The organism is Parazoarcus sp. PS-13 R2A, assembly GCF_057621855.1.
This window is the reverse complement of the sequence record NZ_JBYEXN010000009.1, coordinates 1-13,908: the sequence shown is the minus strand read 5'-3', so window position 1 is coordinate 13,908 and position 13,908 is coordinate 1. Positions and strand designations below refer to the sequence as shown.

At 57.6% G+C, this 13,908-nt stretch carries 13 protein-coding genes; all 13 read right to left on the bottom strand.

Going from position 1 to position 13,908, the window contains the following annotated elements:
• Position 1: 1 nt before the first annotated feature.
• Entirely contained in the window at positions 2-796 is a 795-nt protein-coding gene (locus AC22G6_RS09990) for an oxidoreductase (protein WP_487366667.1), read from the bottom strand.
• A 3-nt stretch (positions 797-799) separates the two neighbouring features.
• Positions 800-2,599, bottom strand: coding sequence for a carbamoyltransferase C-terminal domain-containing protein (locus AC22G6_RS09985; RefSeq protein ID WP_487366666.1), 1,800 nt, complete (start codon positions 2,597-2,599; stop codon positions 800-802).
• Positions 2,600-2,634: 35 nt separating this feature from the next.
• The gene (locus AC22G6_RS09980; RefSeq protein ID WP_487366665.1) at positions 2,635-3,348 is read right to left on the bottom strand and encodes an acylneuraminate cytidylyltransferase family protein; all 714 of its coding nucleotides are present in this window, start codon (positions 3,346-3,348) and stop codon (positions 2,635-2,637) included.
• A complete protein-coding gene (locus AC22G6_RS09975; RefSeq protein WP_487366664.1) occupies positions 3,345-4,256 on the bottom strand; it encodes a Gfo/Idh/MocA family protein in 912 nt (303 codons plus the stop codon). Before AC22G6_RS09975 ends, AC22G6_RS09980 begins: the two co-directional genes overlap by 4 nt.
• On the bottom strand, positions 4,253-5,326 hold the full coding sequence (locus AC22G6_RS09970; protein WP_487366663.1) for a nucleotidyltransferase family protein: 1,074 nt from the start codon (positions 5,324-5,326) through the stop codon (positions 4,253-4,255). Before AC22G6_RS09970 ends, AC22G6_RS09975 begins: the two co-directional genes overlap by 4 nt.
• A 34-nt stretch (positions 5,327-5,360) precedes the next feature.
• Entirely contained in the window at positions 5,361-6,023 is a 663-nt protein-coding gene (locus AC22G6_RS09965) for a PIG-L deacetylase family protein (protein WP_487366662.1), read from the bottom strand.
• Entirely contained in the window at positions 6,020-6,904 is an 885-nt protein-coding gene (locus AC22G6_RS09960) for a methionyl-tRNA formyltransferase (protein ID WP_487366661.1), read from the bottom strand. The genes AC22G6_RS09965 and AC22G6_RS09960 overlap by 4 nt, the downstream gene beginning before the upstream one ends.
• Positions 6,901-8,064: a UDP-N-acetylglucosamine 2-epimerase gene (gene neuC / locus AC22G6_RS09955; protein ID WP_487366660.1), complete on the bottom strand. Its 1,164-nt coding sequence runs from the start codon at positions 8,062-8,064 to the stop codon at positions 6,901-6,903. The genes AC22G6_RS09960 and neuC overlap by 4 nt, the downstream gene beginning before the upstream one ends.
• Complete coding sequence (gene neuB, locus AC22G6_RS09950) at positions 8,061-9,062, bottom strand: N-acetylneuraminate synthase (protein ID WP_487366659.1); 1,002 nt, start codon at positions 9,060-9,062, stop codon at positions 8,061-8,063. The genes neuC and neuB overlap by 4 nt, the downstream gene beginning before the upstream one ends.
• Positions 9,059-9,691 (bottom strand): acetyltransferase, encoded by a 633-nt coding sequence (locus tag AC22G6_RS09945; RefSeq protein ID WP_487366658.1) that lies wholly within the window; start codon positions 9,689-9,691, stop codon positions 9,059-9,061. Before AC22G6_RS09945 ends, neuB begins: the two co-directional genes overlap by 4 nt.
• A gap of 2 nt (positions 9,692-9,693) precedes the next feature.
• Positions 9,694-10,857: a LegC family aminotransferase gene (locus AC22G6_RS09940; RefSeq protein WP_487366657.1), complete on the bottom strand. Its 1,164-nt coding sequence runs from the start codon at positions 10,855-10,857 to the stop codon at positions 9,694-9,696.
• Between the two features lie 32 nt (positions 10,858-10,889).
• Positions 10,890-11,888: an NAD-dependent 4,6-dehydratase LegB gene (locus AC22G6_RS09935; protein WP_108950904.1), complete on the bottom strand. Its 999-nt coding sequence runs from the start codon at positions 11,886-11,888 to the stop codon at positions 10,890-10,892.
• 193 nt (positions 11,889-12,081) lie between these two features.
• A partial coding sequence (polA, locus tag AC22G6_RS09930) for a DNA polymerase I (protein ID WP_487366656.1) occupies positions 12,082-13,908 on the bottom strand: 1,827 nt, incomplete at its 5' end.

Genomic DNA, 13,908 nt, shown 5'->3' with positions numbered 1-13,908 from the left:
CTCAAAGTGAAAAACCGTCGTCAACTATGAGATTCTGTCCGGTGATGTAGCGTGAGGCATCAGACAAAAGAAAGAGTAACGCGCCGACGACGTCACCCGGGTCGAGCATTCCTTTCGACGCACATTTCCCTTTGTAAGCATCGAGAAAGCCTGAAGGCTGTCCTGCGAGAATCCCCCCGGGACTCAGGCAATTTACTCGAATGCCCGCGCCCTTGAAATATTGAGCAAAATAGCGGGTTAAATGAATCACACCAGACTTTATCGCTGCATACTCTACGGGCATGGTCATCTCTGTCCCGGCATAGACCTCGAACCGTGGCGCCATCACCCCATAGATCGACGACATATTGACCACATTCCCACCACCTTGTGCCCGGAATGCCAGACAGAATTGCTGGGCAACAAGAAAGTAGCCCCCAAGATGCGAGTCGACGTTCTCACAGAAATCAGTATAGGTCACATCCTCGAGCTTCCGCCCGTAGTTCCGGTTCCTCGGGTACGCATTGTTGACGACTGCATCGATACGCCCGTAGCGATTAGTCACTTCCAAGATCAGTGCGGCAACCGAATCCTTGCTCGTGATATCGAGATGTGCGGCGAAAGCGCGGCCAGCGTGCGCCGGCGCCAATGAGGACACAACATGCGCTGCGGCTTTCATATCGATATCAGCCACAACGGGAATGTCCCCGCTATCAGCAATCGCGCGCACGAATCGCGACCCTATTACCCCCGCACCACCCGTAACGACTACGACCTTGCGTTCATGCCGCTCGCCGAGTACTTCTTCGCCGGTCATGACTCAGCCTTTACGTTTGGACAGTAGAATGCGATCGCCGATGAGAAGATGATCGATCCCCGAGCGCTCGAACGTGCGGACCGCATCGTCAATGGTGTCGACGATGGGTTCACCGTGCAGGTTGAAGCTGGTGTTCAGCAAGGCAGGCACACCGGCAACGCGATCAAAAGCGCTGATTAGCTCATAGTAAGCTGGCGCTTCATTCGATGAGACGAACTGAGGGCGGACAGTCCGGTCGTAGGGGTGTGTTCCCGCTTCAATCTCGGCGTGCTTTTCGGGACGCACATCAAGGCTGACAGCCATAAACGGTGACTGAAGGCGCTTCGGATTCAAAATATACTCATCGTGCCTGTCCTCAAGAATCGACAATGCGAAAGGCATCCAGAAATCGCGATTCTTGATGGCCTCGTTGATCTTCTGGACAGTTTCCCGACGACGAGGATCAGCAAGAATGCTGCGATTTCCGAGGGCTCGGGCTCCAAACTCGGCCCGCCCCCTTGCAACTGCAACGATATCGCCATCGGCGAGAAGCTCAGCAATCAGGTCGCTACTAGCGGATTCGTTTAGTACGAACCGATCCCTGAATTGGCCAAAATCAAAGGTCGGCAGCTCGTCACCTATATCGTGACCGAGATAGAGATGCCGTACAGGCTGATTTCGCTGGTGATCTGAATTCAAGTAATAGCATCCCCCGATACTGAGACTTTCATCACCGGACGACCCGCAGACGAACAGGGAATCAACCTCCTCCAACTCCGAGATCGCCTTGTTCATCTTGATGTTCATGGCAATGCCACCCCCGATGACGAAGCGGCGAATCCCGGTCAGTTGGGCAATGCTGCGTACGAGCTCACACGCAAGGTTTTCAGTGTACGTCTGCACTGCGCCCGCAATGTTGTCAAAACGATGGTCCTTCCAAGCCTCGTCCAGGTAGGCGAGGAGGTCTTTTGGCCTTTCTCCGGAGACGATACGCATGCCATCTACTTTGCAGAGCCCATCAAGGGCCTGCATCGCACGTTTCACATGTGACATCTTCGCGTAGGGAGCCAGTCCCATCACTTTGAATTCGTGCTCATCGGGCCGCATGGCAAGAAGCAGTGTCGCCATCTTGTAAATCCGGCCGATATCGTTCTGATCTGACTCAGCGATCAACGAGAACTCTCCACCGCTGACCTTCCAGACGGTCTGATTTCTCCCATCACCAAAGCCATCGAGCGTAATAACGACACAGTCCTCGTTACGAAATGGCGATCCGTAATAGGCGTAGTACGCGTGGCACGTATGATGATCGATGAACTCGATTTTTTCGGGGGAAACTCCAAGGTGACTACTCAGAAGCCGACGCTGTTCATTGCGAAAGAGTTCAGCGTCCTCCTCTGAATTGAGCATGACGTCGTCGGCAAGGTAAGAAAAGTCGTAGTACTGCTTGTCCTCATTGAACTTGTCAGCCGTTTTCAGCCACTGGAGATAGTCAATACATTTCTCTCCCTTCAGTCTCCGACGGTAGTAACGATCGCCGTAATAATCGAAATAATCACGCAAGCTGAACTGCGTTGACGTTTTCGCTTTCAGGAATACTGAACCGCCGAACGCAATTGTCGTATATGCGATACGGGAAAGATCCTGACCGGCAACTCCTTCCTTTTTAAGGCAGTACTCAATCGCCTGCCACGGATAGCCGACATAGTTCTTCTTGCGAGCGAACCGCTCTTCAAGCGCCGCGGTTACGATCTCACCATCTCGCATCAGCGCTGCGGACGCATTGTGTCCGGAATGCACTGCCAGTATTAGTTCGTTACTCATGCTTGATCCAGTATCCTGCAAAATATTTCATCCATTTAGGGTTTTCCGAGACCCTCTTCACGCTCAGCCATCAGGAACTCGACGAAACGAAAATCAAGCTCCGAATCGATATCGATCGACCGCTCTTCAGGCATTACATGCAGTCGGGTATCTGGATTGAACAGGGATTCATTGGCGAACAACGCCGGCTTCCGCCAAACGTAGATCGAGGCGTTCATGTCATAACACTTGGGCGCATCCTGACGCCTGACGATTGCGTTATGGGGTGGCTTTGACAGATGAACAATCCCGTCCTGATCGAGTTCGACGAGGTTGAAGTATGGGGATCGACGCGCCGGCATCGCTGTGATGACATTTCCCGCACCACTTCGCTCAAGCAATTCGACCGCATCGCGAATATCTTCAGGTATTCGCAATGGTGAGGTTGCGTCCAGATCGACCAGGGTTTCGAACGAGTCGCCGGTAAGCCGTTCAACCTCAGCGACGCAATGACGGATGACCGGCAACTTCGCGGCCTGGTCTGTCGCGAGTTCGTCCGGGCGCTTGACAAGAAGGTCTGCGCCACAATCCTGAGCAACTGCGAGAATCTCGTCCGAATCGCTGCTTACCGCAATCAGGTCAAACAGACCCGACACTCGTGCCTGATTAATGCTATGGGCAATAAGAGGTTTGCCAAGAAGAACCTTGAGGTTCTTCCCCTTGACTCCCTTTGAGCCTCCCCGGGCACAAATCGTACACAGTCGCTTCATCGAATGACCCACTCCCTGTTTCTGTTGGCCTGCTCGGCAGCATCAATCAGTTGCAGCGTCGCCAGACCTTCGTCGAGCGAGCATAGTGTTGCGCGCTCATCGCCAAGCATGGCCCGATGCATCGCCTCGTAGGTGAAGTCGCGCCCTACCGATAAAGTTTCAAACTGATCGCCCCAGGAAATCGTTCCGTCGATCAAGTCCGCCTCTATCGTCAGACGTTCCGTATTGACCACAATACGTCTGCGGGCAACTCTATCGAGGTAACTCACCTGAACGGAAACGACCGGACACCTGCTCATCTGCATCAGGAGTACAAACAGGTCATCGCTGTCAATTTCCAGCGCGCTAAGATGACCGCCGAGCGCCGTCACTGACCGCCAGCCACCGAAGATCCAGGCCAGATAGTCAAGTTCATGGCTCAGGTCTCGAAGTGCGCCGCCACCCTGCGCGGCACTCGCCGAATATGACTGTCGATAGTCGGATGCTGGCCGCCAATCCGGCAGGTACTGCCCCATGTAGGCCTGCACGGAGATGACTGTTTCCCCGAGGACCAATTCGCGAAGACGCTGAATGACCGGATGGAATCTTAAATTGTAGGCGACGGCGAGATGACTGAAAGGGGCGTCGATCAATGCACGACAGTGATCGAACAGGGGTTTCTCGACCAGCACCTTTCCCGCGAATCCCGCAGCGGCCATTGCCTCGATGGTTTCGTGATGCAGACTGGTCGGATTCGCCACCACAACATACTCGGGGCGATGCTCTGCCAACGCCTGCAGCAGGTCTGTATAGCAGGACGGAAAACCCAGCTCCCGCCGGCTGAGGACGGCTACGTCGCAGCAGAGTCCGCGGAGCAGCCTGGTATGTCGCTGCCCGATGGAGCCATAGCCGATGACGAGCGCTCTCACTTACCCTCCGCTCTTGGATGCGCGGCACGGGCGCGCTTCAGGTCATCGTCGCGCCCGACGTCAAGCCAAGGCTCATGCATTGGATAAACGATCGTTCGCGCAGCCTCTTCCTTGAGTCGAGCAAAAAGCGTTGGCATGTCACAGTGCTCCGCCCGCTTCAGCAATCCAAGCGCTGCAGGCTCAAGGACATAGACACCAGCATTGATATGACTTCGGGAAACAGGCTTCTCTTCGAAACCGACGATATCCACCCCTTCCGTGCGCACGACGCCGAACGGGTGTTGCCATTCATGAAGCCGAACGGCCATTGTCGCACTCGCAGCGTGGCGGCAATGGAAATCGAGCAATTCGCCATAGTGGATATCGGTCAGAACATCGCCATTGGATACAACGAACGGCAACTCAGGACGGGGGTTCAGCAAACTGATCGCACCAGCCGTTCCCAGAGGCGAGTCCTCGCGGAGATACTCGATACTGACGCCCCAGCGACTCCCATCCCCGAAGTACTCTTCGATCATGTGGCCAAGGTAGTGAATCGACAGCACAAAATGGCCGAACCCGTCGCTCTTGGCCCGCTCTATGATGTGCTCCAGCATGGGCTTGCCGCCCACGGGCAAGAGCGGCTTCGGGCAATTCTCGGTGTGCGGACGCAACCGAGTGCCCTGCCCTCCCGCCATGATCACCATCAGATTGTGCCGCCTTCTTGGGGCCATCAGTTCATCGAGCAGGTGCAGCCCCACGACACGCCTGTCTGTATCGACTACCGGCAACTGATGAACGCGATTTGCCCGCATCAATTGCAGCACGGCGTCACGCCCCAACTGCGGTGGCACGACCAGTGGGTCCTGATTGATCAGCGAATCAACCGGGCTGTCCAGGCCCAGACCACGAAGCAACCCGCGACGGATGTCACCATCGGTGAGGGTACCAATCAAGCGCTCATTGGGTGACACCACCAGTACGATCTGCGACGTCGACTCGTTCAAGCAAGTAATCGCCTGCTGCAAGCTCGCATCGCTCGCCAGCAAGGCCTTGCGCCATTGTTGTTCAGAAGGATTTGATCTGGTCATGGTTGTCAGTCTTCAGATACCCTGTTGGCGCGCATCACTGGCGCTCTCTCAGGAGTTGAAAGGCCTCAGCAGCCATGTACCCCGCGGAGGCTCCGCGCCATTCCGCCAGGGCCCGCATCGCCCGGACACTACGTGGAAAGGGAAATACGCCAAGCTCCGAGCGGTAAACACCCATGATCTCCAGCTTGCGTTCGTGATAGGGCTCAATATCCACGAAGTAATTGGGATGAAAAGCGTCTTCTCTGCACAGCCCGAACTCAGTCTCCGATACCGTTTCATAAGCAAGGACTCGCCGCACCGAAGGGTAGCGAAACCATTTCGCGCATGCAGCCACGGCATCAAACGTAACCCGATGGTCAGAATGAACATCGCCATGATGCGGAACGAAGACCTCCTCCGGCGCAAACGACTTGAATACCTCCGAGAAGGAAGACACAAGATCGCCAAGCGGGAGCGCGTCCAGACCGGCGGGAGGAAGGCCGAGATTGAACACCTCGTCGAACCCGATCATCCCAGCGACGGTCTTGATCTCGTCGTTGCGCTGCTGAATGCGGTCGATGGGCCAACCGGCCTCGGCAGTCATTCCCGTCACGATCAGCCAGCCCAGCGTGCCGCCCTCGGCCTTTCTCCGCAGCAAGGTTCCACCACACCCCAGGATCTCGTCGTCAGGATGAGGAGCGACCACGAGCGTCCTCATAGGTAGCGCCCCGCGGCAAGGTCCACACCGTTCTCCATCTCGATTATTCTAATCGCATCTACGCCGCATTTAACGACCACGCCCGGCGCTGCTGGATTGACTACAATTTTTCCAGGCTCAATATTCTTCGGCATGCCACGCACAACCTCTGACTTCCAGACTTTCACCTGCCGGCCATCAACATCGAAATGGGCGCCGACATACGGCCTGCTCAGCCCCCTTATCAGATTGTAGATGCCCTCGGCAGGCATGCGCCAATCGATCCTGCCGTCCGCAGCGCCACGCTTCCGCCAGGTGTTCGACAGAGCATCATCTTGAGACATCAAGGGGAAGTCGGGGTCTGCCAGACGCGGCACGAATTCTTCCAGTTGATTCAATGCGCATGTCGTGATCCGTTCGTACAGACTTCCCGCATCATCCTCATAATGAATCGGGACACTTCGACGGGATATCAGTGGTCCGCTGTCAGCGCCTTCATTCATGAAGAAGAAAGACGATCCAGTCTCCTCAAGCCCCAGGACCAGCGCCCAGATAATCGGGTGACGGCCGCGGTTTGCCGGCAGCAAGGCCGGATGAAATCCGACAACTCCCATTGGCGCCAACTCAAGCAACTCGCGTTTCAGCAACCGGGACCATCCGAGGCAGAAGATTACGTCCGGCCGCTTCGCACGAATCCACTCCAGCGTCTCGGCTGAGTTCACATTGCTGACATGGAGACAAGGAACCTGATTGACACGGCTGATTTCGCCCAGATCCGCATAATCCGAATTCTCGCCGGTATCGACGGACGTGCAGACACCGACCACATCTGCGCCGATGGCGAAAAGCCGCTCAAGTGCGCGCAGCGAAAAGCTGACGGTTCCGATGAATACGATTCTCATGGGACGCACACATCGAAAAATTTTTTCTTCAAGAGCCCGTCGAGAGGGACCGACTTCAGAACCTCGACTACCTTGTCGCTTACCCAGCCATCGCCATAGGGGTTGACGGCCCCCTTCAAGACCTGTGCGAACTCGTCGGAATAGAGCCTCCGGATGGCCTGTTCGATCTCGATCCTCACGGGGACACAATTAATCACACTCGCAGACTGCAAACGCCCCCGTTGTCGATCACCGATATTGATTGTTGCTTTTCGGAAGCTGGGAACCTCCGTCAGTCCACTCGACGAATTACCGATGACACCATCCACATAGGCCAGACATGACAAATATCTGCGATAACCGAGTGAGGTGAAGGCATACGCCTCGGGGTGATGCTCCACATAGTCATTGATCATCTCGATCAAGACTCTCCCGCCCGAATCGGCATTCGGCAGCGTAAAAATGAGCCGGGTGTCGTCGAGCGTCTCCAAAGCCTGAAGAAGTGCCGTCATTTGAGCCTCGGCCGTCGATTCCTCCAGGGTAACGGGGTGAAAAGTGACAAGCAGGTTGCGCTGCCCGAATCTCAAGCCCAGGGACGACTCCAGTTCGTCACGCGACATCAATTCCAGCCGCCGAATGTTCTCCACGCCCAGTCCGCCGACAAGATGGACGGAGTCCGGTTGCTCACCGAGTTGAATCACTCGATCCCGGTACTCTTGCGCGGCAACAAAGTGCAAGTGAGACATCTTTGTAATCGAGTGCCTGATCGCCTCGTCGACAAGCCCCTCCGTCGCCTCACCCCCATGGAGGTGCGCCACGGGTATTCGTGCAACCATTGCAGCCGCAACGGCTGAGAAAATCTCGTATCGATCACCCAGAACGACCATCAGATCCGGACGCAACTCGCTCAAGGCATCCGCAAACCCGATCATCCCCAAACCCATCGACTTGGCGATGCCGACGGAGGAGTCCGAGCTTGTCAGCATCTCGACTTTTCGATCTATTTCAAAGCCATCCTGCTCAATCTCACGAAACGTCAGCCCGAACTCCGGTGACAAATGCATGCCTGTGGCGATGATCTGTAACTGAAGAGACGGCTCCGCCTTGATGGCCCTCATCAACCAGTGAAGCAGTCCATATTCCGCGCGCGTACCGGTGACGACGCAAACCTTCCGCCTCATAACTCAATCAACTCATTGACGGAAAAGTCTCGTGCGGAGCGGCGACCGATGACCTCATCCCATCGCATGGGATTAAGGCCCGTGCCGGGCCGTTTGACGCCGACATTCTCAGCCGAGAATAGCTCGCCCGCGTGAATTTGCTTGACTGCCACCAGCGACTTCCGGACTACCGGGATATTCTGACTCTCCCTCAAACCGGGGCGTTTCACCCCGTCGCCCATTGCGAGTTCGATGTTCCGAATCGAACGAATCAGGTGCGCAAGCTCCTGCGGCTCGATGCTTGCCCGGTGATCAGGACCTGGCAGGCTTCGATCGAGCGTGAAGTGTTTTTCGATGACGCACGCACCGAGCGCAACGGCAGCGACCGCGACCTCGATACCTTCGGTATGGTCAGAGAAGCCAACCTCAACGCCAAACGCCTCGCGAATCGAGATCATCGCTCGGAGGTTCACTTCTGCCATCGGTACCGGATACTCGGTGTTGCAATGGAGTACCGTAATACGGTCGCGGGATGTTCCAGCCCGCTCAAGCACATCGACCGCAGACTCGATCTCACCCAGCGTCGACATTCCGGTCGACAGAATGACGTGCTTGCCAAAAGCGCCGACCTTTCGCAGGTAGGGCAGATTGGTAATTTCGCCGGACGGCACCTTGATGCGGGGCATGCCAAGGCCGTTCAGGTAATCGAGACTGTCAAGATCAAAGGCGGTGGAGAAGAACTCGATCCCTCGCTGCTGGCAGTGTCCGATCAGATCCGCATGCATTGCCGGTGACAGTTCGAGCCGACGGATCATTTCGTACTGCGACTCATCGGCCTCCGTCGCCTTGATCTGGTAGTCGGCCTTACGCGCCGAAGTCGTCACAAGACGATCTGCGCTGAAGGTCTGGAACTTCACCAAGTCTGCACCCGCTTCGGCGGCTGCATCGACAAGCGCCCGTGCCATGTTCAGATCACCGTTATGGTTCACGCCGGCCTCGGCAATGATCAGGGTTTTCAACTTATCCTCCTCTGAGGCAACTGAGTGCCGTCGGGGCAGTCTTTCAACACGACCTGTCCCATGCCAATGATGCAATTGCGCCCGATGACTACACCCTGCCTGATCAGGCTTCCGCTGCCAATGAAGCTTCCTTCGCCAATCCGGACACCGCTGTTTATTCTGGCTCCGGTTGCGATGTGGCAGTGGTCCTCGACCACGACGTCGTGTTCGATCAGCGAGAGGCTGTTCACAATGCAGTTCTCGCCCACTGACGCCGACGCGTTAATCACCGCACCGTGCAAAACGAAAGAGCCATCTCCCACGCTCGCGTGACGGGAAACGTATGCACGCGGCGAGACCATGACAGGCACGCATAGCCCATATGCCCTGAGATGCGCGAATTGAGTCATTCTCGGCACTGGCGTCTTGATCTGACCGATCACCACGATGCCAGCTGAATACTGACCGAGCAACGCCGGCAAATCATCATCCGAACCAAGCACGGGATAGCCAAGGACCTCCCTGCCAACCTCCTCGGGCAAACCAACGAGGCCAGCAACCTGGAAACGGCCCTCTTGTTCGATCACGTCAATACATGCCCTTGCGTGGCCGCCCGCCCCCAGGAGCAGAATCGTTTCCTGCGAGGACATCTCTACGCCACCTCGCGAAACAGTTGCGGACTGCTCGGCAGATTGATGATGCGTTGCTCAAGGGACTCGGCTACCGACAGATCCATTCGTGGACAAGCTGCGTAGGGCTTCAGCCGGTGCAGCAACCTCCAGACCGGACGACACTGATAGCCGGCTTCGCGAGCAGCCTCCAGAAACTCGTCACGCCGACCGCTCATCGAGGCCGACAGCTCAATCGCATTGAGCCAGTTGTTGCTCGAGCGGCCTCGCACTTCGTCGACGAACCGGAAATCCGGTGCGTCCGCAAACGCATGGGCATAAGCATCTGCCAGTCCCTTCTTTCTGCGCAGAATCTCGGGCAGACGCTCAAGCTGCGCGCAGCCCAAGGCCGCGTTGAGATTCGGCATCCGGTAGTTGAAAGCAACCTCATCGTGTACGAAATCCCATCGATGCGACGCCTTTGCAGTGGTCGTCAGATGCTTGAGACGACGCGCGACACCGGCATCGTTCGTCAACACCGCACCTCCACCGCCGGTCGTGATGATCTTGTTGCCATTGAAGCTGAGCACCCCGGCTACACCAAACGTCCCCGCACTTCGATCGCCGATCCTGGCGCCAAGCGCTTCGGCCGCGTCTTCCACAACGGGCATCCGGTAGCGGGCAGCGAGGTCGAGAAGAGGCTCGATGTCCACCGGATGACCGAAAACGTGCATCGGTACGATTGCTGCGAGCCTGCGCCCGGTATGCCTGTTGCGGAAACCGCCGCCAGCTGGTTCTGCAACCTGTCGCAGATGCTCCGCCAGGGCCGCAGGACTCATTCCATAGGTGTCGGGAGCACAATCCACGAAATGCGGAACTGCTCCACATTGAGAAACGGCATTTGCCGTCGCAACGAAACTCACCGTCGGCACCAGCACCTCATCGCCGGCGAGCACGCCCGAAACGTGTAATGCAGCATGCAATCCAGCGGTGCCATTCACCACGGCAATCGCATGTCTCGCGCCGCTCAGCTCTGCAAGCCTTGATTCGAACTCATCGACGAACTTCCCGGCGGTCGACACCCAACCTGTGTCCAGACATTCCCTGACGTAGGCCAGTTCATTCCCGGAAAAAGCGGGTTCATGCAGCGCCAGCGGCGTCTCCGTGACCCCGAGCACTGCGGTCACACGTTCGACGAAATCTTTCACGGGAGATGTCACGCTCATCATCACCCTGCGCGTCAGATGTTGTAAGTGCCGGGCTTATAGCCGGAAAGATTGGATGGATCAGAGAACCACTCGGCAGTTTCCGCAAGACCGCGACGCAAACCCTCAATGCCGCCGTACGCCGGAGACCAACCGAAGAGACTCTGCGCCTTGGCGTTATCCGCCCAAAGTCGCTCCACTTCGCTCTTTGCCGGACGCAGACGGACATCATCAGTCTCGATTTCAACCTCGACACCCATCACATCGGCAATCAGCTTGACCGTATCACCTATGGATATCTCATAGTTCGAACCGAAATTCACAACCTCGCCTACACCCTTATCACTCTGAAGCGCTGCAATGAACGCATTGACTGTGTCTGCCACATAGTTGAAATCGCGAGTGGGGTGCACAGCACCCAGCTTCAAACGTCGCATACCGCTTGCAATCTGGGCGATCACTGTTGGGATGACAGCCCGCGCAGACTGTCTTGGACCATAGGTATTGAAGGGTCTCGCGATCACCACGGGCAAGCCAAACGACGCATGGAAAGAATAGGCCAGCTGATCCGCACCAATCTTGGACGCGGAGTATGGCGACTGCCCTTGTAGCGGATGCTCTTCAGTAATCGGAACAAAACGCGCAGTCCCATAGACCTCGCTTGTCGAGGTGTGCACCACACGTGAAAGCTCCAGTTCGCGGGCAGCCTGGAGTACGTTCAAGGTGCCCTTGATATTGGTATCGACATAGGTGTCAGGGGAGTGATACGAGTACGGAATGGCGATGAGCGCAGCAAGATGCAGGACCGCATCACATCCTTTCATGGCAGTGCGAACACCGTTTGGATCGCGAATGTCGCCAGCAAAAACGTCAAGCTCGTCCCGAATCTCGGGCGCTGCATGGTCGAGCCAGCCCCACGAGTTGAACGAGTTATAAAGCACGAATGGCCGCACATTGAACCCCCGACGCACAAGGGTCTCAGTGAGGTGCGAACCGATAAAGCCATCGGCACCGGTAACAAGTATTGTCTTCAAATCAGTTCACCTGTTCATAGGGACGCGACGCGAGCCCCTCAGCATTCCGCAAAGCCCGCCACACACATCGCCCAGGTCGTCAAGTAGCAAGAAATTCAGGCGCGATCACGAGTTGCGGCGAATTGTATCAGCCGTCCACTGCCAGCATCTCGACAGGAGCGGCTACCGGACGCACACCGAAAGCCGGAGCAAATCAATGCGCCTCATCCCAGTTATCCCCCGCGCCCACCTCCACCAGCAGCGGCACGGCGAGATCGGCCACGCCGCCCATCAGCTTCGGCAGCTCGGCACGGATGACATCGAGTTCATCTGCGGGAACCTCCAGCACCAGTTCGTCATGCACTTGCAGCACCAGGCGTGACTTGAGGGTCGAGCCAGCCAGCCAGGCGTGCACCGCGATCATCGACTTCTTGATCAGGTCTGCCGCTGTGCCCTGCATCGGCGCGTTGATCGCAGCGCGCTCGGCAGCCTGCCGGCGCCCGGCCTGACTGGCGCGGATATCAGGAAGATAGAGCCGTCGGCCGAAGACGGTCTCGACGTAGCCTTTGTCCTTGGCCTCGGCCTTGATGCGCTCCATGTAATCCGCAACGCCCGGGTAGCGGGCAAAGTAGCGGTCGATCCAGGTTTGCGCGGCGGCGCGTTCGATACCGAGGTTCTTTGCCAGTCCGTGGGCGCTCATGCCGTAGATGAGGCCGAAGTTGATCACCTTCGCGTAGCGGCGCTGCTCGCTGCTGACCTCGTCGGGCGTCACGCCGAAGACCTCGGCAGCCGTCGCGCGGTGGACGTCTTCGCCCTGGGCGAAGGCTTCGAGCAGACGGGCATCCGACGACAGGTGGGCCATGATGCGCAGCTCGATCTGCGAGTAGTCGGCCGAGACAATCAGGTGATCACGCGGCGCGATGAAAGCCGCGCGGATGCGGCGCCCCTCGGCGCTGCGGATCGGAATGTTCTGCAGGTTCGGTTCCGAGCTGGCAAGGCGGCCGGTGACGGCAGTCGCCTGCGAGAAGCTGGTATGCACGCGGCCGGTTTTCGGATTGACCATCCGCGGCAGCTTGTCGGCGTAGGTGCTCTTGAGCTTGGCCAGACTGCGATGCTCGAGCAGCAGCTTGGGCAGCGGGTAGTCTTCAGCGAGCTGGGTGAGCACATCCTCGTCGGTCGAGGGCTGGCCGGTGGCAGTCTTCTTGACCACAGGCAGACCGAGCTTGCCGAACAGGATTTCACCCAGTTGCTTTGGCGAGCCCAGATTGAAGGGCTGACCGGCGAGCGCGTGCGCTTCGCCTTCGAGCACCATCAGCCTGCGGCCGAGCTCCTCGCCATGCTGAGCGAGCAGGAAGGGGTCGATGAGAACGCCCGTACGCTCCATGTCGAGCAGCACCTCAAGCGTAGGCAGCTCGATCTCCCGATACAGTGCAGCCAGTGATGGCGCAGCCTCGACCTGCGGCCACAGCTTGCGGTGCAGGCGCATGGTGATGTCGGCATCCTCGGCAGCGTATTCGATGGCACGATCGACCGCGACCTCGTCGAATCCGATCTGCTTCGCCCCCTTGCCGCATACGTCGGTGTACGGAATCGTGGTCAGGCCGAGATGACGCTTGGCCAGCGAATCCATGTCGTGCGTGCGGTCGCTCTCGAGCACATAGGATTCGAGCAGGGTGTCGTGGGTAATGCCGCCAAGGCGAATGTCGTGGTTGAGCAGCACATGCGCGTCGTACTTCAGGTTCTGCCCCACCTTGGCGTGCGCGTTCGATTCCAGCCAGGCCTTGAGCTTCTTCAGCACCTCGTCCATTGCCAGCTGATCGGGCGCATCCGCACCGCGATGGGCAAGCGGCAGGTAGGCGCCCTCGCCCTTCTCGGTGGAGAACGACATCCCGACCAGGCGCGCCGCCATCGGATCGAGGCTGGTGGTTTCGGTGTCGAAGGCCGTCAGCTCAGCCCCATTCAGCCTGACCAGCAACGCGTCGAAGGCGTCCCAGTCGAGGATGCCGACATAGCCCGCACGATGCGCGTCCGGCTCCGCCGA

What these genes read in the sequence shown, in the direction of transcription:
- AC22G6_RS09990 (WP_487366667.1), bottom strand. Translation starts at nt 796, where the DNA reads ATGACCGGCGAAGAAGTACTCGGCGAGCGGCATGAACGCAAGGTCGTA.
- neuC (WP_487366660.1), bottom strand. Translation starts at nt 8,064, where the DNA reads ATGAGGCGGAAGGTTTGCGTCGTCACCGGTACGCGCGCGGAATATGGA.
- AC22G6_RS09985 (WP_487366666.1), bottom strand. Translation starts at nt 2,599, where the DNA reads ATGAGTAACGAACTAATACTGGCAGTGCATTCCGGACACAATGCGTCC.
- AC22G6_RS09960 (WP_487366661.1), bottom strand. Translation starts at nt 6,904, where the DNA reads ATGAGAATCGTATTCATCGGAACCGTCAGCTTTTCGCTGCGCGCACTT.
- AC22G6_RS09970 (WP_487366663.1), bottom strand. Translation starts at nt 5,326, where the DNA reads ATGACCAGATCAAATCCTTCTGAACAACAATGGCGCAAGGCCTTGCTG.
- AC22G6_RS09980 (WP_487366665.1), bottom strand. Translation starts at nt 3,348, where the DNA reads ATGAAGCGACTGTGTACGATTTGTGCCCGGGGAGGCTCAAAGGGAGTC.
- AC22G6_RS09945 (WP_487366658.1), bottom strand. Translation starts at nt 9,691, where the DNA reads ATGTCCTCGCAGGAAACGATTCTGCTCCTGGGGGCGGGCGGCCACGCA.
- AC22G6_RS09965 (WP_487366662.1), bottom strand. Translation starts at nt 6,023, where the DNA reads ATGAGGACGCTCGTGGTCGCTCCTCATCCTGACGACGAGATCCTGGGG.